Annotated in this window: 16 protein-coding genes and 1 pseudogene; 10 read left to right on the forward strand and 7 right to left on the reverse strand. The window is 72.5% G+C overall.

Annotated features, from left to right (window positions below; all coding sequences use genetic code 11):
* The first annotated feature begins 1 nt into the window (after window position 1).
* Window positions 2–919, forward strand: coding sequence for an ornithine cyclodeaminase family protein (locus ADK55_RS34170; RefSeq protein WP_053684850.1), 918 nt, complete (start codon window positions 2–4; stop codon window positions 917–919).
* A 54-nt stretch (window positions 920–973) separates the two neighbouring features.
* A complete protein-coding gene (locus ADK55_RS34175) occupies window positions 974–1,684 on the forward strand; it encodes a GntR family transcriptional regulator (RefSeq protein WP_053684661.1) in 711 nt (236 codons plus the stop codon).
* Window positions 1,685–1,723: 39 nt separating this feature from the next.
* On the opposite strand, the gene ADK55_RS34180 is transcribed toward ADK55_RS34175, so the two are convergent.
* Entirely contained in the window at window positions 1,724–1,981 is a 258-nt protein-coding gene (locus ADK55_RS34180) for a hypothetical protein (protein WP_053684663.1), read from the reverse strand.
* Complete coding sequence (locus ADK55_RS34185; protein WP_053684665.1) at window positions 1,968–2,240, reverse strand: DUF6400 family protein; 273 nt, start codon at window positions 2,238–2,240, stop codon at window positions 1,968–1,970. Before ADK55_RS34185 ends, ADK55_RS34180 begins: the two co-directional genes overlap by 14 nt.
* A gap of 204 nt (window positions 2,241–2,444) precedes the next feature.
* Here ADK55_RS34185 and ADK55_RS34190 point away from each other — a divergent pair, with 204 nt between their 5' ends.
* From ADK55_RS34190 to ADK55_RS34210, 5 genes are read left to right on the forward strand one after another with little or no spacing between them, the layout of a single operon-like run.
* Window positions 2,445–4,190: an ABC transporter substrate-binding protein gene (locus tag ADK55_RS34190; protein WP_053684667.1), complete on the forward strand. Its 1,746-nt coding sequence runs from the start codon at window positions 2,445–2,447 to the stop codon at window positions 4,188–4,190.
* Window positions 4,191–4,222: 32 nt separating this feature from the next.
* Window positions 4,223–5,257 (forward strand): ABC transporter permease, encoded by a 1,035-nt coding sequence (locus ADK55_RS34195; RefSeq protein WP_107089386.1) that lies wholly within the window; start codon window positions 4,223–4,225, stop codon window positions 5,255–5,257.
* Window positions 5,254–6,240 (forward strand): ABC transporter permease, encoded by a 987-nt coding sequence (locus ADK55_RS34200; protein WP_053684669.1) that lies wholly within the window; start codon window positions 5,254–5,256, stop codon window positions 6,238–6,240. The genes ADK55_RS34195 and ADK55_RS34200 overlap by 4 nt, the downstream gene beginning before the upstream one ends.
* Entirely contained in the window at window positions 6,240–7,241 is a 1,002-nt protein-coding gene (locus ADK55_RS34205) for an ABC transporter ATP-binding protein (RefSeq protein ID WP_053684671.1), read from the forward strand. The genes ADK55_RS34200 and ADK55_RS34205 overlap by 1 nt, the downstream gene beginning before the upstream one ends.
* Window positions 7,241–8,251 (forward strand): ABC transporter ATP-binding protein, encoded by a 1,011-nt coding sequence (locus tag ADK55_RS34210; protein WP_053684673.1) that lies wholly within the window; start codon window positions 7,241–7,243, stop codon window positions 8,249–8,251. The genes ADK55_RS34205 and ADK55_RS34210 overlap by 1 nt, the downstream gene beginning before the upstream one ends.
* A 99-nt stretch (window positions 8,252–8,350) precedes the next feature.
* Here the strand turns inward: ADK55_RS34210 and ADK55_RS34215 are convergent, their stop codons facing one another.
* Window positions 8,351–10,474: a S9 family peptidase gene (locus ADK55_RS34215; RefSeq protein WP_053684675.1), complete on the reverse strand. Its 2,124-nt coding sequence runs from the start codon at window positions 10,472–10,474 to the stop codon at window positions 8,351–8,353.
* 182 nt (window positions 10,475–10,656) lie between these two features.
* Here ADK55_RS34215 and ADK55_RS34220 point away from each other — a divergent pair, with 182 nt between their 5' ends.
* The gene (locus ADK55_RS34220) at window positions 10,657–12,105 is read left to right on the forward strand and encodes an MFS transporter (protein ID WP_053684854.1); all 1,449 of its coding nucleotides are present in this window, start codon (window positions 10,657–10,659) and stop codon (window positions 12,103–12,105) included.
* 41 nt (window positions 12,106–12,146) lie between these two features.
* Here ADK55_RS34220 and ADK55_RS34225 read toward each other — a convergent pair.
* Together ADK55_RS34225 and ADK55_RS34230 are read right to left on the reverse strand one after the other, a co-directional pair.
* Window positions 12,147–13,560, reverse strand: a pseudogene (locus tag ADK55_RS34225) (cytochrome P450).
* A gap of 107 nt (window positions 13,561–13,667) precedes the next feature.
* Window positions 13,668–14,156 carry an NUDIX domain-containing protein gene (locus tag ADK55_RS34230; protein ID WP_053684677.1) on the reverse strand — a complete coding sequence of 163 codons (489 nt, stop codon included), beginning with the start codon at window positions 14,154–14,156 and terminating at the stop codon, window positions 13,668–13,670.
* Between the two features lie 25 nt (window positions 14,157–14,181).
* On the opposite strand from ADK55_RS34230, the gene ADK55_RS40340 reads away from it, so the two are divergent.
* Window positions 14,182–14,571, forward strand: coding sequence for an HD domain-containing protein (locus tag ADK55_RS40340; protein WP_324611217.1), 390 nt, complete (start codon window positions 14,182–14,184; stop codon window positions 14,569–14,571).
* 245 nt (window positions 14,572–14,816) lie between these two features.
* Here the strand turns inward: ADK55_RS40340 and ADK55_RS34240 are convergent, their stop codons facing one another.
* Together ADK55_RS34240 and ADK55_RS34245 are read right to left on the reverse strand one after the other, a co-directional pair.
* Window positions 14,817–16,346, reverse strand: coding sequence for a helix-turn-helix domain-containing protein (locus ADK55_RS34240; RefSeq protein WP_053684679.1), 1,530 nt, complete (start codon window positions 16,344–16,346; stop codon window positions 14,817–14,819).
* A 367-nt stretch (window positions 16,347–16,713) separates the two neighbouring features.
* Complete coding sequence (locus tag ADK55_RS34245) at window positions 16,714–18,606, reverse strand: amidohydrolase (RefSeq protein WP_199826703.1); 1,893 nt, start codon at window positions 18,604–18,606, stop codon at window positions 16,714–16,716.
* 268 nt (window positions 18,607–18,874) lie between these two features.
* Here ADK55_RS34245 and ADK55_RS34250 point away from each other — a divergent pair, with 268 nt between their 5' ends.
* Entirely contained in the window at window positions 18,875–19,876 is a 1,002-nt protein-coding gene (locus tag ADK55_RS34250) for a LacI family DNA-binding transcriptional regulator (RefSeq protein WP_053684681.1), read from the forward strand.
* The last annotated feature ends 2 nt before the right edge of the window (window positions 19,877–19,878 follow it).

Consider the following 19,878-nt stretch of genomic DNA (forward strand, 5'->3'; position numbering starts at 1 on the left):
GATGGCCGCGCTCCTCACCCCGACCGGGGCGGCCGACGCCCTCGCCGACGCGCTGCGGGCCGGGCTCGACCCCGAGGCCTGCCCGCCCCGCACCGCCCTGCCCGTGCCCGGCGGGGAACTGCTGCTGATGCCGGCCGCGTTCGGGGGGTACGCCGGCGTGAAGGTCGCCGGGGTGGCCCCCGGGAACCCCGCGCGCGGCCTGCCCCGGATCACCGGCTCGTACCTGCTCCTCGACGGGCCCACACTGAGCCCGCTCGCCCTCTTCGACGGGGCCGCGCTGACCGCCCTGCGCACCCCGGCGGTGTCGGCGCTCGCGCTGCGATACCTGGCCCGGGGGGAGAGGCCACCGAGCATGGTCCTCTTCGGGTCGGGTCCGCAGGCGTACGGACACCTCGAAGCCGTCCTCGCCGAGCGGGGGACGGCGGACGTCGTGGTGGTGGCCCGCGACCCGGCCGGCGCCGCGAAACTGGTCGCGCACGCCCGCTCCCTCGGGGTCACGGCCCGGCCTGGCACGGCGTCCGCGGTGGCGGAGGCCGACCTGATCGTCTGCTGCACCACGGCCCGCGCACCCCTCTTCGACGGCCGGCTCGTCGCCCCGGGCGCCACCGTCGTCGCCGTGGGCTCCCACGAACCGGACGCCCGGGAGACCGACAGCGCCCTGGTACGGCGCGCGGTCGTGTACGTGGAGTCGCGCGCGGCGGCCCTGCGCGAGGCGGGGGACCTGCTGATCCCGGAGGCGGAAGGCCTCCTGGGGCCCGGCCACGTCGCGGGCACCCTGGCCGACCTGGTCGCGGGACGCGTCCCGCCGCCGGGGCGGGCGGATGCCCCGCGACTCTTCAAGAGCGTGGGCATGGCCTGGGAGGATCTCGCCGTGGCGGTCGCCCTGTACCGGGCCGCCGGGGCGAGTGGCGCAACGTGACATTGTACGCTGGCCTCTGCTCGCCGCTGGTGTAGTGGTCTCGGAGGAAACGCAATGGGTGACCTGAAGCAGCACAGTCTCATCAAGGCCCAGGAACGACTTCGGGACCAGGTCGGCCATGCCCTGCGAGCAGCCCTGATAGCGGGTGAACTGCGCCCCGGGAGCGTGTACTCCGCCCCCGGCCTCGCCGCCGAGCTGGGCGTCTCGGCCACCCCGGTGCGCGAGGCCATGCTCGACCTGGCCCGCGAGGGGCTGGTGGAACCGGTCCGCAACAAGGGCTTCCGGATCACCGAGGTCAGCGAACGCGACCTCGACCAGTACACCGAACTCCGCACGATGATCGAGGTGCCGACCATCGGCCGGATCACCGAGATCGCCACCCCCGAGAGGCTGGAGGCGCTGCGCCCCGTCGCGTTGGAGATCGTCACCAGCGCCCGGGAGCACAACCTCATCGGCTACCTGGAGGCGGACCGTCGCTTCCACCTGGGTCTGCTGGCCCTCTCCGGCAACGACCGCCTCGTCGAGACGGTCGGCGACCTGCGCAAGCGCTCCCGGCTCTACGGCCTGACCGGCCTGGACGAGGCCGGGAAGCTGGTGTCCTCCGCCGAGGAACACATCGAGCTGCTCGACCTGATGATCAGCGGCGACGCCGAGGCCGCCCAGGCGTGCATGGTCCGCCACCTCGGCCACGTGCGTTCCCTCTGGGCGCAGCGCCGCGACGAGCCGGTGGGACGCACGCCGGGCCGGCTCGGCTCCGGCGTCTGAGGCGGCCCCGCGCGGGCCGGTGCTCCCGGCCCGTCGGGGTCAGAGGCGTGAGCCGCCGCCGGTGACCCGGCTCCACAGGGAGCGGGTGGCACCGAAGCCGCTCTCGTGCGCCCAGACGTGGGTGCAGGCCGGGCACTGGAGGTGGAGCAGGCTCCCGTTGTTGGAGAGCAGGTAGCGCCAGTGGGCGGAACACGTCCGCCGCTCCCCGCACGGCGCGCAGTCGCGGTCGTCCGCGCAGCTCGGGCAGGGCACCCAGGCGCGGCGTCCGGGATCCGCCTGCGGGTCAAGCGGAAGCACGGCCGCCCCCGCGCGGGGAGAGCACGCCGGCGGCGACGAGCCGGTCGTGCACGCGCTGCTGCTCCTCGTCGAGGCCGGAGTACAGCAGGTCGTACGCCGCCTCCTCGCCGCGGAGCACCTCGACGGGATCCCAGTCGTCGCCGAGGGCGTCCAGAACGTGGGCCCGCCGGAGCACCTCGTGCGCGGTGAGGTCGACGTCGAATCCGACGAGCGCCGGGTCGGTCGGGCCGGTGGTGGGGGTGGGGTCATGTGGGGGCATACGGTCGAACTTAGGTAACCCTTCCTTCTCACGGCAAGAGGGGGTGGGGCATGTCACAGCGGGTCGGCGGCCCCCTCGGAGGGCCTGTCGTCGACGTCCTTTGAACACGGCTGGGTAACGGCGTGACCGAACCCTTGTCAGTGCAATTTCACATTACTATGTTACCGGTCACATCGTAGAGAGTGCCCCTCACTGGAGTGACCCATGACCAAGCGCACCCAACTCGCCCTCGCCACCGCTCTGGTGGCGGCACTCGCCGTCGGCGCCTCGGGTTGCTCCGACGCCGGCGGCAAGGGCTCCGCCGGCGGCCCCGCCGCCAACCCCGCCGCGGCCAACGAGGGCAAGACGCTCGGCGGCACCCCGACCAAGGGCGGCACCCTGACCGTCCTGTCCAACCAGGACTTCTCCCACCTCGACCCGGCCCGCAACTGGACGATGCCGACCATGGACTTCGGGACCCGCCTGCTCTACCGCACGCTCGTCACCTTCAAGGCCGAACCGGGCAAGGCCGGCAGCGAGTTGGTGCCCGACCTCGCGACCGATCTCGGCACCCCGTCCGACGGCGGCAGAACCTGGACCTTCACCCTCAAGGAAGGCGTGAAGTACGAGGACGGAACGCCCGTCCGCGCCCAGGACGTCAAGTACAACGTCGAGCGCTCCTTCGCCCCCGACCTGACCGGCGGACCCGACTACGCCGCCCAGTACCTGGCCGGCGGCGAGAGCTACAAGGGCCCGCTCCAAGGGCAACACCTCGACTCGATCAAGACGCCCGACGACCGCACGATCGTCTTCCGACTCAAGCGCCCGGTCGCCGACTTCTCCGCCACCGCCACCCTGCCGACCTTCGCGCCGGTCCCACAGTCCAAGGAGACGGGCACCCGCTACGACGCCCGCCCCTTCTCCTCCGGCCCCTACAAGATCGAGTCCTACGACCGGGACAAGAAGCTGGTCCTGGTCCGCAACGAGCACTGGGACGCCCGCACCGACACCGTCCGCAAGGCCTACCCCGACCGCTTCGTCGTCGTGATGGGCCTCAAGGGCGGCCAGATCGACGACCGCATCATCGCCGGGGAGGGCGCGGACGCCTCCGCCGTCCAGTACTCCGACATGCGGCCCGAGAGCGCACCGAAGGTCCTGCCCAAGGCGGACGTCAAGGCCCGACTGCTCGCCGAGTCCCAGGGCTGTACGGAGATGCTCCACCTCAACAACTCCCGCGCCCCCTTCGACGACCCCCGGGTCCGCGAGGCCATGCAGTACGCGGTCGACAAGGAGGCCGTGGTCACGGCCGGAGGTGGCCCCGCCCTCAACGAGGTGGCCACCGCCTACCTGCCCCCGGCCCTCTCCGGCGGCCGACAGGCCGACACCCTCAAGATCCCGCCCGCCGGCGACCCGGCCAAGGCCAAGGAACTCCTCAAGGCCGCGGGCAAGGAGAAGCTGAAGGTGTCCTTCGCCGTCTCCACCGGTGACAAGGGCAAGGCCGAGGCCATCCAACAGGGCCTGGCCCGGGCGGGCGTCGAGGTCGTCATCGACACGATCGACCCCGGCGCCTACTACGACGTCATCGGCGACCTCTCCACCACCCCCGACATGACCCTCGCGGGCTGGTGTCCCGACTACCCCTCCGGTTCCACCTGGATCCCCTTCGTCTTCGACGGGCGCACCGTCAAGGAGAAGGGCAACCAGGGCAACTACAGCCAGTTCCGCGACGAGGCGACGACGAAGCGGATCGACGAGATCAACGCCATGGCCGACGCCGGGCAGGCCGAACGGGCCTGGATCGCGCTCGACGCGGAGATCATGAAGAAGTCCCCCTCCGTCCCGGTCCTGCTGGAACGCAAGCCCCTGCTCATCGGCACCAACATCGCGGGCGCCTTCGGCCACCCGGTGTGGACCGGCACCGTCGACTACGCCGCGATCGGTCTCAAGGACCCGTCGAAGAGCCGGGGTTGAGGCCCGACGGACACCCGGAAGCCCGTCGAGCCATGACCGACAACCGAGTCGCCGCATCCCAACGCGCCGACCATCAACGCGCCGACCAGCAGACCGCCGACCACCAGCCCGCCGCATCCCGACCCGCCGCGGCCGAGGCGACTGCCGCCCCGACCAAGGACGTTCCCCCGGGCAGCAGCCCCTGGCAGCTCGCCCGCCGTGAACTCCGTCGTCGCCCCACCGTCCGCGTCAGCCTCTGCGTCGTCCTCCTCTTCGTCCTGATGGCCGTCGGAGCCCCCTGGCTGGGCTCGCTCGGCGGCTGGTCCCCGAACGAGTTCGACAAGTCCGCCATCGACCCCTACCTCGCGGGCCAACCCCTCGGCTCCTTCGGGGGGATCGGCTCCGCGCACTGGCTGGGCGTCGAACCCGTCACCGGCCGCGACCTGTTCGCCCGCGTCGTGGCCGGCGCCCAGGTCTCCCTCCTGATCGCCTTCGCCGCCACCGCCATCGTGGTGGCCGTCGGCACGGCCGCCGGGATCGCCGCCGGCTACTTCGGCGGCCGCGTCGACGCGGTGCTCTCCCGCCTGATGGACCTCACCATGTCCTTCCCGTCCCTGATCTTCATGATCGCCATGCTCTCGGTGGCCAAGGAAGTCAACCGGATCGTGCTCATGACCGCCGTCATCGGCCTCTTCGGCTGGCCCGGCGTCGCCCGCGTGGTCCGGGGCCAGACCCTCTCCCTCAAGCACCGCGAGTACGTGGACGCCGCCCGCGTCGCCGGCGCCGGCTCCTGGCGCATCCTGACCCGCGACGTCCTCCCGGGCGTCGCCGGGCCGGTGATCGCCTACACCACCCTGCTGATCCCCGGAATGATCAGCACCGAGGCCGCCCTCAGCTACCTCGGTGTCGGGGTCCGCCCGCCCACCCCGTCCTGGGGCCAGATGATCGCCGAGTCCGTGGCCTACTACGAGACCGACCCCGTGTACTTCGTCATCCCGAGCGTCTTCCTCTTCCTCGCGGTCCTCGCCTTCACCCTGCTCGGCGACGCGCTGCGCGACATCCTCGACCCGAGGGGCGGGCGGACGTGATCCTCTACCTGGCCCGCCGGCTGCTCGCCCTCGCGGGCGTGCTCCTCGCCATCGCCGCCGTCACCTTCGTCATCTTCCAGGTCCTGCCCTCCGACCCGGCCGCCGCGGCCTGCGGCAAGACCTGCGGTCCCGAACGACTCGCCGACGTCCGCGAGTACCTCGGTCTCGACCAGCCCCTCTGGAGCCGGTTCGTCCACTTCCTCACCGGCATCTTCACCGGCCGCACCCTCGGCACCGGCCAGTACGCCGTCCAGTGCGACTTCCCCTGCCTGGGCTACTCCTACGAGAACTCCCTGCCCGTCTGGGACCTGCTGATGGACCGGCTCCCCGTCTCCGCCTCCCTCGCCGTCGGCGCGGCCGTCCTGTGGCTGGTCCTCGGTCTCGGCGCCGGGGTCACCGCCGCCCTGCGCAAGGACACCGCCACCGACAGGACGCTCATGGTCGGCGCCGTCGCCGCCGCCTCACTGCCCGTCTACTTCACCTCGGTGATGCTGATCTTCGGGGTCATCCGCGTCGCGGGACTGCTGCCCTACCCGACCTACCGGGCCCTCGCCGACGACCCGCTCGGCTGGGCCTCCAACCTGCTCCTGCCCTGGACCGCGCTCGCCCTGCTCTACGCCGCCATGTACGCCCGCCAGAGCCGGGGTTCGATGATCGAGGCGATGGCCGAGCCGTACATCCGCACCGCCCGCGCCAAGGGGATGCCCGAACGCATCGTCGTGGTCAAACACGGGCTGCGCTCCGGCATGACACCCATCCTCACCATCTTCGGCATGGACCTCGGCGGGCTCCTCGCCGGCGCCGTCATCACCGAGTCCATCTTCGGACTCCCCGGTGTCGGGCGGCTGTTCTACGGGGCGCTCGTCAGCTCCGACCAACCCGTGGTCCTCGGAGTCACCCTGCTTGCCGCCTTCTTCATCGTCCTCGCCAATCTCGCCGTGGACCTCCTGTACGCCGTCGTCGACCCGAGGGTGAGGTACTGATGGACGCCCCCGCACCACCGCCACCCCTGCTCGAAGTCCGCGACCTGCGCGTCACGTTCACCACCCCGCGCGGGGTCGTACGGGCCGTCGACTCGCTCGGCTTCACCGTCGAGGCCGGCCGCACGCTCGGAATCGTCGGGGAATCGGGCTCGGGCAAGTCCGTCACCTCGCTCGCCGTCATGGGTCTGCACCGCGGCGCCGAGGTCGGCGGTTCCGTCGCCCTCGACGGGGAGGAGCTCACCGGGATGTCCGAGAAACGGCTGTCCCGGATCCGCGGCCGTCGGATGGCCATGATCTTCCAGGATCCGCTGAGCAGCCTGCACCCCTACTACACCGTCGGTGAGCAGATCGCCGAGCACGTCCGCGTGCACCTGCGGTCCGGGCGGGCCGCGGCCCGCAAGCGGGCGGTCGACATGCTCGGCGAGGTCGGCATCCCCGAACCGGCCCGGCGGGCGGGGGAGTACCCGCACCAGTTCTCCGGAGGCATGCGTCAGCGTGCCATGATCGCGATGGCCCTGGCCTGCGAACCGGACCTGCTGATCGCCGACGAGCCGACGACCGCGCTCGACGTCACGGTGCAGGCCCAGATCCTGGAGCTGATCGCCCGGCTCCAACAGGACCGGGGCCTCGGCGTCGTGATGATCACCCACGACCTGGGGGTGGTGGCCCGCGTCGCCCACGAGGTGCTCGTCATGTACGGCGGCCGGGTCGCCGAACGAGCGGACGTGGACGCGCTGTTCGCGGACCCCGCCCACCCCTACACCCGCGGGCTGCTGGACTCGCTGCCCCGGCTCGACGACCCGGACGACGCCCCGCTGCGGGCCATCGCCGGCTCCCCGCCCTCGCCGGCGCACCCTACGCCGGGCTGTGCCTTCGCGCCGCGCTGCCCGATGGCCACCGCGCTGTGCACGGACGTACGACCGGAACTCGTGCCCCACGCCGGCGGGCGGACGGTGGCCTGCCACCACGCCGGGACCCGGTACGCGAAGGAGGTGGCCTGATGGCCACGCCCACCACCGAGCCCACCTCGGCGGACACCGCCGCGGACACCCTGTTGTCCGTACGCGACCTGACCATGACCTTCCCCGGCAGGCGGTCGGTGACCGGGCGTCGGGGGGCGCCCGTGCGCGCCGTCGACGGGGTCTCCTTCGACCTGGCGGCGGGCGAGACCCTCGGGTTGGTCGGGGAGTCGGGCTGCGGGAAGTCCACCACGGGCCGGATGCTCGTACGGCTGCTGGAGCCCACCTCCGGCAGTGTCACCTTCGACGGCCGGGACATCAGCCGGCTCTCCCAGGGCGCCCTTCGGCCCCTGCGGCGCGACCTCCAGATGGTGTTCCAGGATCCGCACTCCTCCCTCAACCCCCGCCAGACGGTGGCCCGGATCATCTCCGACCCGCTGCTCGTGCAGGGCTGGTCGGCGGCCGACGCCCGGCGCAGGGCGGTCGAGCTGATGGAACTGGTCGGCCTCGTCCCCGAACACGTCGACCGCTACCCGCACGAGTTCTCCGGCGGTCAGGCCCAACGCGTCGGTATCGCGCGCTCGTTGGCCACCGGACCCCGGTTGGTCATCGCGGACGAGCCCGTGTCCGCCCTGGACGTCTCCGTACAGGCCCAGATCGTCAACCTGTTGGAGCGGCTGCGCACGGAACTGGGCCTGGCGTACGTGTTCATCGCCCACGACCTCTCCGTCGTCAAGCGGATCAGCGACCGGGTCGCCGTCATGTACCTGGGCCGGATCGTGGAGATCGGCGACAAACGCGCCCTGTACGAGAACCCCCAACACCCCTACACCCGGGCCCTGCTGTCCGCGGTGCCGCTGCCGGACCCGGCCGCCGAGCGGCGGCGCGAGCGGATCGTGCTGCTCGGCGACCCCCCGAGCCCGACCGCCCCGCCACCCGGCTGCGCCTTCCACCCGAGGTGCCCGAAGGCGCGGGAGATCTGCCGCGCGGAGCGGCCCGTGCTCCGGTCCGTCGCCTCGCGAGAGGTGGCCTGTCACTTCCCGGGTGACTGACGGGGATCCCAGGGAAGGGAGAACGAGGGGCCCCGGAGCCGACACGATCGGCTCCGGGGCCCCTCGCCCGTCACGGTCCCGCAGCCGGCGGCCCGGTCGTCAGGGCCGCAACTCGGCTCGGAGGAAGGTCAGTTCCTGCGCCATCACCTTCTCCCTGACGCCTCCGGGGGTCATGTGGGTGACTCCCGGCAGCGCGAGCAGCCGGTGCGGGCGCCCCGCGTCCGTCAGGGCCCGGGACAGGCGCAGCGTGTGGGACGGGTGGACGTTGTCGTCGGCCAGGCCGGTGATCAGCAGCAGCGGACGCCTCAGCCCGGGGGCGTCCGCGATCAGCGCATCGCGCTCGTACGCCTGCGGGTGGTCCCGGGGGAGCCCCAGGTAGCGCTCGGTGTACGCCGTGTCGTAGTGCCGGAAGTCGGTGGGGGCGGCCCCGGCGGCGGCCGCGTGAAAGACGTCCGGGCGGCGCAGCACCGCGAGGGCGGAGAGGTAGCCGCCGAAGGACCAGCCGCGGATCCCGACCCGGGTCGGGTCGAGGTCGCGGTGGCGTGCGCCGAGGGCCCGCAGGGCCGCGACCTGGTCGTCGAGGACGACCCGGGAGAACCCGCCCTGTACGGCGTGGGTGTGGGTGGGCGAGACGTACGCGGTGCCCCTGTTGTCGATGGTGACCACCGCGAAGCCCTGGTCGGCCCACCACTGCCGGTGCTGCCAGCGCCGGGGCTCCGCGCTCACGTCCTGCATGCCGGGGCCGCCGTAGCCGTCCACGAGCACGGGCAGCCGGGTGCCGGGCACGTGGCCGCGCGGCAGGACCAGCGCGGTGGGGATGCCGTGCTCGGTGACCCGTTCCAACAGCGGGACCACCCGGTGGGGCAGTGGCGCGGACAGGTCGCCCGGGGTGAACTCCCGCCCGTCCGCGGTGCGCAGGGTCCGGCGGATCCCGTCGGCGTCGGCGGAGGTGAGCAGCAGGGCGCCGGCGGACGCCTGGACGCAGTGCACCCCGGGCCCGTCCGCGACCGCGCTCACCTCGCCCGTCGCGGGATCGAGCAGCAGCACCCGCTGTTCGGCGGGGTCCTGCCCGCCGGCCTCGATCAGCAGCCGGTCCCGGTGGACTCCGGCCACCCGGCGGACCTGGAGGTCGTCGCCGGTGAGGAGCCTTCCGTCGAGGGCGAGCGCGCGGGCGCGCCCGCCGGGGGTGTCGGCGGCGGTCAGCATCCGCCCGTCGGGCAGCCGGTCGGGCGTGCCGGGCAGCATGGGGTCCACCCACAGCGGGTGAGTGGTGCGGGACAGCTCGCGGGTACGGCCGGTCACCGGGTCCGCGCCGAGCAGCAGGACCTCGCGCTGGGGCCGGTCCTGGACGGTCAGCAGGATCTCCTCGGGCGACTCCCAGCCGGCGTCCGAGACGTACGGGTACGCGGCGGCGTCCCAGTCGAGCCGGACGCGCCCGCCGTCCGGCCGGAGCACCCACAGCCCGACGTCCGCGTTGGGGCCGCCGGCCTCGGGGTACGCGAAGTCCTCGGGCGGCAGTTCCGGGTGCTCCGGGTCGGTGAACCAGCGCCTCGGGAGCGCGGACTCGTCGACCCGGGCGGCGAGCAGGGTGACCCCGTCGGGTGACCACCAGTGCCCCCGGGACCGGCCGAGCTCCTCGGCGGCGGCGAACTCGGCCACCCCCCAGCGGGCGCCGTCGTCGGGGCTGACCCGGCCGCCGGGGGTGACGTACAGGGCGTCCTCGGTGACGTACGCGATCCGGGAGGCGTCCGTGTTCGGGCGCGGATCCCAGGCGGGTCCGGCGACGGGGAGTTCCCGCGGGCCGCCGGGCTCTGCGGCGTTCCCGTACGCGACCTCGTACAGCCGCCCGTACAGGGCGAAGACCGCGCGCAGGCCGTCCCCGGAGAGCTCGTACGAGCCGATGCCCGCGGCGACGAGCCGGGTGCGTTCGCGGAGCCGACGCTCGGCGAGGGGGAGTTCGCCCGATCCCGCGGAACCCTCGGGGGACAGGGCGCGCGGGTCGGCCAGGAGGGTCTCGGCGCCGGTGGCGCTGTCGAGGACCCACAGGCCGTCGAGGGGGTCGGTGGGTCCCGTCGAGCGGAGGAACCACAGGAGCCGGCCTTCGTCCCCGAAGGAGAACGCGCGCGGGGCGCCGTGGGTGTACCGGGCGGTGGCCGCGGAGTGCGCGAGGAAGGGATCGAGTGCCGCGAGGAGGGGATCGAGTGGGAGGAAAGGATCATCCATCTCCGTAGTGTGACATGTGAAATATCACACCCGCTAGGCCGTTCGAGTGGTAGCCCCGGGCACCCGGGCTTAGCGTCGAAAAGGTGGACCCGAACCAGCAGCCCGGCGACGCCGGGACCGACGGCAGGCTCCGAAGCGGGGGGCACACGCTCGCGCTGCTCGTGATCGCCTCGTGTCAACTCATGGTGGTTCTCGACATCACCATCGTGAACATCGCGCTGCCGCACATCCAGACGGCCCTCGGCTTCTCCACCGAGAGCCTGTCGTGGGTCGTCAACGCCTACACGCTGACCTTCGGCGGACTGCTGCTCCTCGGCGGACGCGCGGGCGACATCCTCGGCCGCCGACGCGTGTTCATGTTCGGCGTGCTGCTCTTCGGCCTGGCCTCGCTGATGGGCGGATTCGCCCAGAACGCCGGGCAGTTGATGGGTGCCCGGGCCCTCCAGGGCGTCGGCGCCGCCATCGCCTCCCCGACGGCCCTGGCCCTGATCACCAGTACCTTCCGGGAAGGCCCCGAACGCAACCGGGCCTTCGGCGTGTTCGCCGGCGTCTCGGCCGGCGGCGGCGCCATCGGCCTGCTGGCCGGCGGCATCCTCGTCGAATGGCTCAACTGGCGCTGGGTGCTCTTCGTCAACGTCCCCATCGCCCTGATCATCGCCGTCGTGACGCCCCGGGTGATCCGCGAGTCCGAACGCCACTCCGGCCACTTCGACCTGGCCGGCGCCCTGCTGTCGACCTTCGGCATGGTCGCGCTGGTCTACGGGTTCATCAGCGCGTCCCAGGACGGCTGGTCCGAGCCGGTGACCCTGGGTTCCTTCGGCGCGGCCGTCGTCCTGTTGACCCTGTTCATCGCCAACGAGCGCCGCTCGCCACAGCCGATCACCCCACTGCACATGTTCGCCGACCGCAACCGGGCCGGAACCTACGCGATCATGCTCTTCTTCGCCTGCGCGATCTTCGGCATGTTCTTCTTCCTGACGCTCTACGTGCAGAACGTGCTGGGCTTCAGCCCCCTGCGGGCCGGCCTCGCCTTCCTGCCGGTCAGCGCGATGATCGCGGTGATGGCGGGCATGACCTCCCAACTCCTGCCCAAGTACGGGCCGAAGCCGTTCATGGTCACCGGCTCGCTGTCCGCGGCCGGCGGGCTGGCGTGGCTGACGCAGATCGACGTCGGCTCGACGTACCTGGGCAGCATCCTGGGCCCGATGCTCCTGTTCAGCGCGGGCATGGGCATGCAGTTCGTCTCCCTCACGCTGATGGCGCTCTCCAACGTCCCCAACCGGGAGTCGGGCGCCGCCTCCGGACTGCTGAACGCCATGCAGCAGGTGGGCGGTTCGCTGGGCCTGTCGATCCTGGTCACGGTCTTCGGCACGGCCAGCCGCAACGAGGCCAAGGACCAGGTGGGCTCCTTCCTGGGCACGGCCACCCCGGAACAGAAGGCGTTCTTCGCGCGGACGAAGCAGTTCCCGAAACCCTGGAGCGACCAGGTCCTCACCTCGGGCGTGAGCGCGGCGTTCGTGGCCGCCGCGGCCTTCACCCTGCTCACCGCGCTGATCGCGCTCTTCGTCATCCAGGTGCGCCCCTCGGACCTGGAGCGACTCCAGGGCAAACACACCCCGACGGCCGTCTGAGGGCCGCCGCCGGGGCAGCGGACGCACCTGGCCCGAATCCGCTACCCGGCCACCCTGCGGATCCGGCAGCGCATGGGCCCCCGCGTCCGCAGCGTGATCCCGGCGCTCACCGACACCTCCTGGTCCACGGCGTCGAAGGTGTACTCCCGCAGGACCATCGCCAGCGCGAGCACCGATTCCAGCATCGAGAAGTGCTGCCCGATGCAGGCGCGCGGGCCGCCGCCGAAGGGGAACCAGGCGTAACGCGGCCGGGCGGCCTCCGCCTCCGCGGTGAAACGCTCGGGGTCGAAGCGGTCCGGGTCGGGCCAGTAGGCGGGGTGCCGGTGCGTCACCCACGGCGCGAGGATCACGTCGGCGCCCGCCGGCACCGCATGGCCCGCGACCTCGGTGGCGGCGACGGCCCGGCGGCCGATCACCGGCGCGGCGGGGTAGAGACGCATGGCCTCCTTGAGCACCCGGGTGAGGTACGGGAGCCGGTCCAGGTCGGCGGCCTCCGGCGTACGGTCGCCGAGCACGCGGGAGATCTCCTCGCGGGCCCGCGCCTGCAGATCGGGGTGGAGGGCCAGCAGGTGCAGGGCGAAGGCGAGGGAGGTGGCGGTCGTCTCGTGCCCCGCGAGCAGGAAGATCAGTACCTGGTCACGCAGTTCGCCGGCGTCGAAGGCCCCGTCGTCCGAACTCTGCGCCGCGGCGAGCAGGGTCAGCAGGTCCTCCCCCCTCCCCGCTCTCGCCCCCCTCCAGGCCGGCGCGCCGGCGCTCCGCGATGATCCGGTCGCAGACCCCGTACAACTCGCCCATCGCGGCGGCGGCCCTCCGGTTGCCCGGAGTGGGCCAGGTGCGCGGGATGTTGGCGGGGGAGTAGCCGCGCCTCAGCACGTACTCCGTGATGATCGGGAAGCTCCTGTCGACCACGTCGACGGTGGCGTCCACGTCCGCGCCGAACAGGATCCGGGCCACCGCGCGCAGGGCCAGGTGAGTCATCTCGTCGCAGACGTCCACGATCCCGTCGGCGGCCTCCTCCCAGGAGGTCAGCGTCGAGAGGGTCTCGGCGGCGACCGCGTGCGCGTAGCCGTCCACCCGGCGCCGGGTGAACAGTGGCTGGACCAGCCTGCGCTGTCGCAGGTAGTCCTCGTCCTGACTGGTCAGCAGGCCGTTGCCGAACGACTCCCGGACCTCCTGGTAGAAGGGGTTGTCCTTGCGGAAGTTGGCCGATTCCGACGCCAGGACCTGCTGGGCGCCCTCCGCGGAGAAGACGCAGTACAGCTCGGCGCGCAACCCGGGGGGACCGGCGGTGATCCGCACGACGTCGCCCTGTTCGCGGTGGGCGCGCAGGTAGGTGCCCAGCGAGTCCGCCTTGAGGGCCGGCAGCGACCCCAGCAGCGGGAGCCCGGAGAGCGCCGGCGGCGCCGTACCCGCCCCCGCGTCCGCACCGGTGTCCGCGATCCTGTCCGTAGCCATGGTCGGCCCCCGCCCCCTCGACGACTTCACGATCACCCGATTCTGCCGGGCCCCGGCCGTCACGGCGAGGGCCCGCACGTCATCAGGCCAGGGAGGGGTCCGCCTCTCTAGCGCTCCATGTAGACCACGGTGCCCGCCCGCCTGGCCGCGTCGATCTCCCGCAGGCGGTCGAAGTTGACGGGGGTCATGGTCGCCCGCCACTCCTCCATCGTCCGTACGCTCACCTCGGTGTGCTCCGAGGGATCGAGGACGAAGGCGCCGATCTGCTCGTCCGTGAGCGTTCCCCCGTCGAAGACGAAACCGATGTGGTTCGCCGGCCAGGTCGCGCCCTGATGGGAGATGAAGTGCGCGGCCAGCAACCGCGGCTCGCCCTCGAAGGCCATGCCGGTCTCCTCCAGGCACTCGCGCACCGCGCACTGCCAGGGCGTCTCGCCGGGATCCATGTTCCCGCCCGGCCACTGCCAGGTCTCCGTCGCGTACGTGGCCCGCAACTGGACGGGGCGGCCGGCGGTGTCGGTGAAGTAGAGACAGGCGTAACTGGTCGCCCGGGCGATGGTCTCGATGTACTCCGCGGGCGGAAGCCAGACGTTCGCCATGCGGACCCCTTTCACGGCTTGCGGCGTGGACCCCGATTGTCCCGCCCCCGCCCGCCGCGTCGGCGCCTCTCGCGAAACCGGCCACCGGTTCGGGGGACAACGGCGCAAGAACGACCGAGGCCCCCGTTCCGCCGACCAGGTCTCTGCCGCGCATCCGGCGGTCAAGGCGGGGGTTCAGCGGGTGGTGGGCGAGTACGAGAGCGGTGACACCCCGGAGGCGATCGTGGCGAAGGACGCGGACAAGCTGGAGTGTCTGGTGCAGGCGGTGGAGTACCGAGCCCAGGGCTACGCCCTCGTACAGGACTGGATCGACACCTCGCTGAACAGCCTCAAGACGGCTTCGGCGCAGGCCCTCGCGGAGGCCGCGCTGACGATGTCGCCGCTGGAGTGGCGGAAGACCTTTCTGGGGCAGTAGGCCAGAAAACAGCGAAGCCCCCGTCGGCCCGTGGATTGCGGGTGGCGGGGGCTTCTGCGTACAGAGGGGGATCAGGCTTAGCCGACGGGTTTTCAGTGCTTGATTCCCGGGCTGCACGTTCGCTGCGCAAGACGTCGGAAACGACGGGAAGGCAACGGAAGGCGTGGAGGGGTGTTTACGCAGGTCAGGCCGGGGGTTGACCGAGCATCAGGATAGGTCCGAATTTTATGGGTTCGTCCTGATTCCTAGATGTCCCGGAAGATCTCGATCTGGGCGCCGACCGAGTTGAGGCGCTCGGCCAGTTCCTCGTATCCCCGGTTGATGACGTAGACGTTGCGCAGTACCGAGGTGCCCTCGGCGGCCATCATCGCCAGCAGGACGACCACCGCCGGGCGCAGGGCCGGCGGGCACATCATCTCCGCCGCCCGCCAGCGGGTGGGGCCCTCCACCAGGACGCGGTGCGGGTCCAGCAGCTGGAGGCGGCCGCCGAGGCGGTTGAGGTCGGTCAGGTAGATCGCCCGGTTGTCGTACACCCAGTCGTGGATCAGGGTCTGGCCCTGCGCGACGGCGGCGATGGCCGCGAAGAACGGCACGTTGTCGATGTTCAGCCCGGGGAACGGCATCGGGTGGATCTTGTCGATCGGGGCTTCGAGCTTCGACGGGCGGACCGTCAGGTCCACCAGGCGGGTGCGGCCGTTGTCGGCGGTGTACTCGGCGGAGCGGTCGTGGTCCAGGCCCATCTCCTCCAGGACCGCGAGCTCGATCTCCATGAACTCGATCGGAACCCGGCGGATGGTCAGCTCGGACTCCGTGACCACGGCGGCGGCCAACAGGCTCATCGCCTCGACCGGGTCCTCCGAGGGGGAGTAGTCCACGTCCACGTCGATGTTCGGGACGCCGTGGACGGTCAGGGTGGTGGTGCCGACGCCCTCGACCTTGACGCCGAGCGCCTCCAGGAAGAAGCACAGGTCCTGGACCATGTAGTTGGAGGAGGCGTTGCGGATGACGCTCACGCCGTCGTGGCGTGCGGCGGCCAGCAGCGCGTTCTCGGTGACCGTGTCCCCGCGCTCGGTCAGCACGATCGGGCGGTCGGGGGAGACCCCGGCCTCGACCTGCGCGTGGTAGATGCCCTCGGTCGCGGTGATGTCCAGGCCGAACCGGCGCAGGGCGATCATGTGCGGCTCGATGGTGCGGGTGCCGAGGTCGCAGCCGCCGGCGTAGGGCAGCTTGAAGTGGTCCATCCGGTGCAGCAGCGGGCCCAGGAACATGATGATGCTCCGGGTCCGGCGGGCCGCGTCCGCGTCCATGGCGTCCATGTCGAGGCGGGCCGGCGGGACGATCTCCAGGTCCACGCCGTCGTTGATCCAGCGGGTGCGCACGCCGATGGAGTTCAGCACCTCCAGGAGGCGGTAGACCTCCTCGATGCGGGCCACGCGCCGCAGCACGGTACGACCCTTGTTGAGCAGCGTGGCGCACAGCAGCGCGACACATGCGTTCTTGCTCGTCTTGACGTCGATGGCGCCGGACAGCCGCCGCCCGCCGACGACCCGCAGGTGCATCGGCCCCGCGTAGCCCAGAGAGACGATCTCGCTGTCGAGAGCTTCACCGATTCGGGCGATCATCTCAAGGCTGATGTTTTGATTGCCGCGTTCGATCCGATTCACGGCGCTCTGGCTGGTGCCGAGAGCATCGGCGAGCTGACTCTGTGTCCAGCCACGGTGTTGCCGGGCGTCACGGATGAGCTTGCCGATGCGTACGAGGTAGTCGTCTGCCATGGGTGCACGGTATCTCAGATATGAGATGGTGATCGCGTCGGGTGTGGCAGACGGGTGTCACCGACCGTCAGATCGCAGCCCCGCACGGGGATGCGGGTGGTGCGCGTGGGGTTCGACGATCCGGCCGGGGGGCCGTGTGGGTCGCTCCCGACCGGTGGTCGACGGGGGAGCCGCCCGTTCCTCCCGGGTCGCATGGGGGAGTTGTTCCCTTTTGCGCGATCTGCGTCGACCCGCCCCGACCTGATGCGACCCGACCTGAGTTGACCTGATACGCCCCGCCCCGACCGCCCCGCCCCGGCCGCCCGACCCGACCGCCCGGCCCCGGCCGCCTCGCGTCCACCGAGGGCCGGGGCCGGGGCGAGGGCCGTCAGTGCCCGCAGGCGTGGTGTCGGCCGCCGTGCACCGCCGCGTACGAGGCCGGGCGCGGCGCGGTCCGCGCACGCGAGGCCCGCGCCGAGGCCGCCCGTCCCGTCGAGGAGTCCGCGTCGTGTACGACACGCCCCCCGACCAGGGTCATCCGTACGCCCGTTCCGCTGATGTCGGCCACCGGGCAGCGGGTCACGTCACGGTCCAGCAGCACCAGGTCCGCCGCCCTGCCCGCTTCGACCGTGCCCGTCAGGGCCTCCTGGCGCAGTTGCCACGCAGTCCCCGAGGTGTGCATCCGCAGCACCGTGTCCCGGCCGAGGCCCTCCAGCTTCCGGTACAGCTCGCCCGCGCCGTGGGCGCCCTGCCGGTCGATCGCGGTCCGCAGCTGGTTCCACACCTGGAGCGCGTCCACGGGCCAGTCGGAGCCGCCCGTCAGGCGGGCCCCCGCCCTCTCCAGGCTGCGCGCCGGGTACATCCACCGGTGCCGCTCGGGCCCGATGTACGGCAACAGGGCCTCCATGGTCCAGGTGTCCTTCGCGGCCCACTGGAGTTGCATGCAGGCGGCCACGCCGAGCCGCGCGAAGCGCCGCAGGTCCGCCGGGTCGACGAGTTGGAGGTGCGCGACGGCGTTCCGCGGGTCCCGCCGCCCGGTCGCCTTGAGGGCGTACTCGTACCCGTCCAGCGCGGTGCGCACCGCCCGGTCCCCGAGGCCGTGGGCGTGCATCTGCCACCCGGCGGTGTTGAAGGCCGCGGTCAGCCGGCCGTACTCGGCCGCGGAGGTGTACAGCTCGCCCCGGTTCGTCGTCGGCCGGCCGTTGCCGTCCAGGTACGGCTCCAACAGCGCGGCCGTCTGCGCCGGGTGCTCGATGACCCCGTCCAGGAACACCTTGACCATCCCGAACCGCAGGCCCGGCACGCCCTCGAACTCCCGGCGCAGCCCGCGCGCGTACGCCAGGGCCGCCGCGGGATCCTTGGTGTGCCCCACCTCCAGGCGGATGGCCGGCACGATGCGCTGCGGCAGCCTTCCGGCCGCGGACAGGGCCCGGTACAGCTCCAGCTCGTGCCGCCCGACGAGGGCGTCCATCATCGTCGTCACCCCGGAGGCCGCCGCCAGCCCCAGCACCTCGGCGCAGGCCGCCACCAGTTCCGCGCGGGAGGGCTCCGGCACGTGTCGTTTCACCAGTACCTGGGCGTCGTCCTTGAGGACGCCCGTCGGCTGCCCGTCGGGCCCCTTGACGATCCTGCCGCCCACCGGGTCGGGGGTGGCCGCCGTGATCCCCGCGATCTCCAGGGCCCGCTTGTTGGCCCACAGGTTGTGTCCGTCGCCGCCGACCAGCGCGATCGGCCGGCGGGTGGGCAGCGCGTCCAGCAGCGAGTGGTGCGGGGCGGTGCCGACGGGCAGCAGGCCGACCGGGTTCCAGTCCTCCACGACCAGCCAGCCGTCGGGCTCCGCGCCCGGGCCGCCGGTGTCGGCGAGGAATCCGCGCAGGATCTCCGAGAGTTCGGCCACGGTGGTCTCGGCCCCCTCCAGCGAGGGCCGCAGCGACCGTTCCCCGGCGCCCAGCGGGTGGGTGTGCCCGTCGTGGATGCCGCTCATCACGGTGTTCCCGCGCGCGTCGACGACCTCGGTGTCCCGGCCCACGTGACGCCGCACCACCGAACCGCTGCCGGTGGCCAGGATCCGCCCGTCCCGTCCGACGGCCACCGCCTCCACCGGCCGCCCGCCGGGCAGGCCGGTGAACACCCGGGCGTTGTGGAACACCAGGGCCGCCGAGCCGCGCCGGGCGGCCGGGGCGACGGCGGCCGAGGCCGGGCCGGCCCCCAGCAGGCCCGCGGCGCCGGCGGCCCCCACGGCGGAGAGGAGTCCCCGGCGGGACAGGGGTGAAGAGGTCATGGCCACTCCCAGAGTCGGTAGGTGGCCTGGAGACTCGGTGGTTAACCCCTTAACCGGAACCCGCCCCGGACAACGGAATCCGCAGCCGAGGCCCGTAGCCGTCACCCGCCCCCGGCACCCATGCCCGGCACCCGCGCGCCCGGCCCCCGTCCCCGGCGCCCAAGCCCGGCACCCAAGCCCGGCACCCATCCCCGGCACCCGCGTGCCCGGCCTCCGTCCCCGGCGTCCGTCCCTGTACCCGCCGCGCCCCGCTCCGTACGATGTCCGCGTGCCAGGCCCCGGACCGACCCTCGCCGACATCGCGCGCGCCGCGGAGGTCTCCACCGCGACCGTCTCCCACGCGCTCGGCGGCACCGGCCGGCTCGGCGAGGGCACCCGCCGCCGGGTCCGCGAGGTCGCGGCGGCCCTCGGCTACGGCACCCGGCGCGGGCCGCTCACCCGCAGCCTCGGCATCGCCGTCACCACGTACGCCGGCTCGCCCTGGGACTTCGCCGGGGTCGCCTACTTCTCCCGGCTGCTCACCGCCGCCACCTCGGCCGCGCACACCCGCGGCTACGCCCTGACCACCCTGCCCGCCGCCCGGGGCGGCGATCCCCTCTGGCACACCCTCGCCGTCGACGGCATGCTGCTGCTGGACAGCCCGGCCGGGGACCCGGTGCTCCGGGCCCTGCGGGCGCGCGGCCTGCCGGTGGTCTTCGACGGCCGGCCCGCCGACCCGTGGCCCGGGGACGCGTGGGTGGACAACGACCACGTCGCCACCACCCGTGAGGTGCTGGACCACCTCGCGTCCTCGGGGGCCCGCCGGATCGCCCTGCACGCCGCGTACGGCCGGGAGTTCTACACGGGGTCCGTCACCGCCGCCTACGCCCGGTGGTGCGCCGAGCGGGGCGTCCCCGAGCTGGTCGTCCCCTTCGATCCCGAGGACGCGCCGGGCCACGCCTTCGACGGCGCCTTCGCGGCGCGCGAGCGGCCCGACGCGGTCTACACGGTGTACGACCCGGGCGGCAGGCAGGTTCTCGCGGCGGCCGCGCGCCACGGCCTGCGCACCCCCGGAGACCTGTTGCTGGTCTGCGCGAGTGAGGATCCGGTGTACGGGGAGAAAGAACTCTCCGTGACCACCGTCACGCTGAATCCCGAACGGATCGCCGCATGTGCGGTGTCCTTGCTGGTCAAGTTGGTGGAATCCGGGCATGCGGAATCCCCCGGCCAACTGACCGTCCCGGCGGGCATGCGGGTGCGCGCCTCGTCCCTTCCCCCGGACATGTACTAGAG

It is taken from the genome of Streptomyces sp. WM4235 (assembly GCF_001279725.1).
In the GTDB taxonomy this organism is placed as follows: domain Bacteria; phylum Actinomycetota; class Actinomycetes; order Streptomycetales; family Streptomycetaceae; genus Streptomyces.

Bases quoted from the DNA above. Each gene is read 5' to 3' on its own strand.
- ADK55_RS34170 (WP_053684850.1), top strand. From the start codon at position 2: ATGGCCGCGCTCCTCACCCCGACCGGGGCGGCCGACGCCCTCGCCGAC.
- ADK55_RS34175 (WP_053684661.1), top strand. From the start codon at position 974: ATGGGTGACCTGAAGCAGCACAGTCTCATCAAGGCCCAGGAACGACTT.
- ADK55_RS34185 (WP_053684665.1), bottom strand. From the start codon at position 2,240: ATGCCCCCACATGACCCCACCCCCACCACCGGCCCGACCGACCCGGCG.
- ADK55_RS34190 (WP_053684667.1), top strand. From the start codon at position 2,445: ATGACCAAGCGCACCCAACTCGCCCTCGCCACCGCTCTGGTGGCGGCA.
- ADK55_RS34195 (WP_107089386.1), top strand. From the start codon at position 4,223: ATGACCGACAACCGAGTCGCCGCATCCCAACGCGCCGACCATCAACGC.
- ADK55_RS34205 (WP_053684671.1), top strand. From the start codon at position 6,240: ATGGACGCCCCCGCACCACCGCCACCCCTGCTCGAAGTCCGCGACCTG.
- ADK55_RS34210 (WP_053684673.1), top strand. From the start codon at position 7,241: ATGGCCACGCCCACCACCGAGCCCACCTCGGCGGACACCGCCGCGGAC.
- ADK55_RS34215 (WP_053684675.1), bottom strand. From the start codon at position 10,474: ATGGATGATCCTTTCCTCCCACTCGATCCCCTCCTCGCGGCACTCGAT.
- ADK55_RS34220 (WP_053684854.1), top strand. From the start codon at position 10,657: ATGGTGGTTCTCGACATCACCATCGTGAACATCGCGCTGCCGCACATC.
- ADK55_RS34230 (WP_053684677.1), bottom strand. From the start codon at position 14,156: ATGGCGAACGTCTGGCTTCCGCCCGCGGAGTACATCGAGACCATCGCC.
- ADK55_RS34240 (WP_053684679.1), bottom strand. From the start codon at position 16,346: ATGGCAGACGACTACCTCGTACGCATCGGCAAGCTCATCCGTGACGCC.
- ADK55_RS34245 (WP_199826703.1), bottom strand. From the start codon at position 18,606: ATGACCTCTTCACCCCTGTCCCGCCGGGGACTCCTCTCCGCCGTGGGG.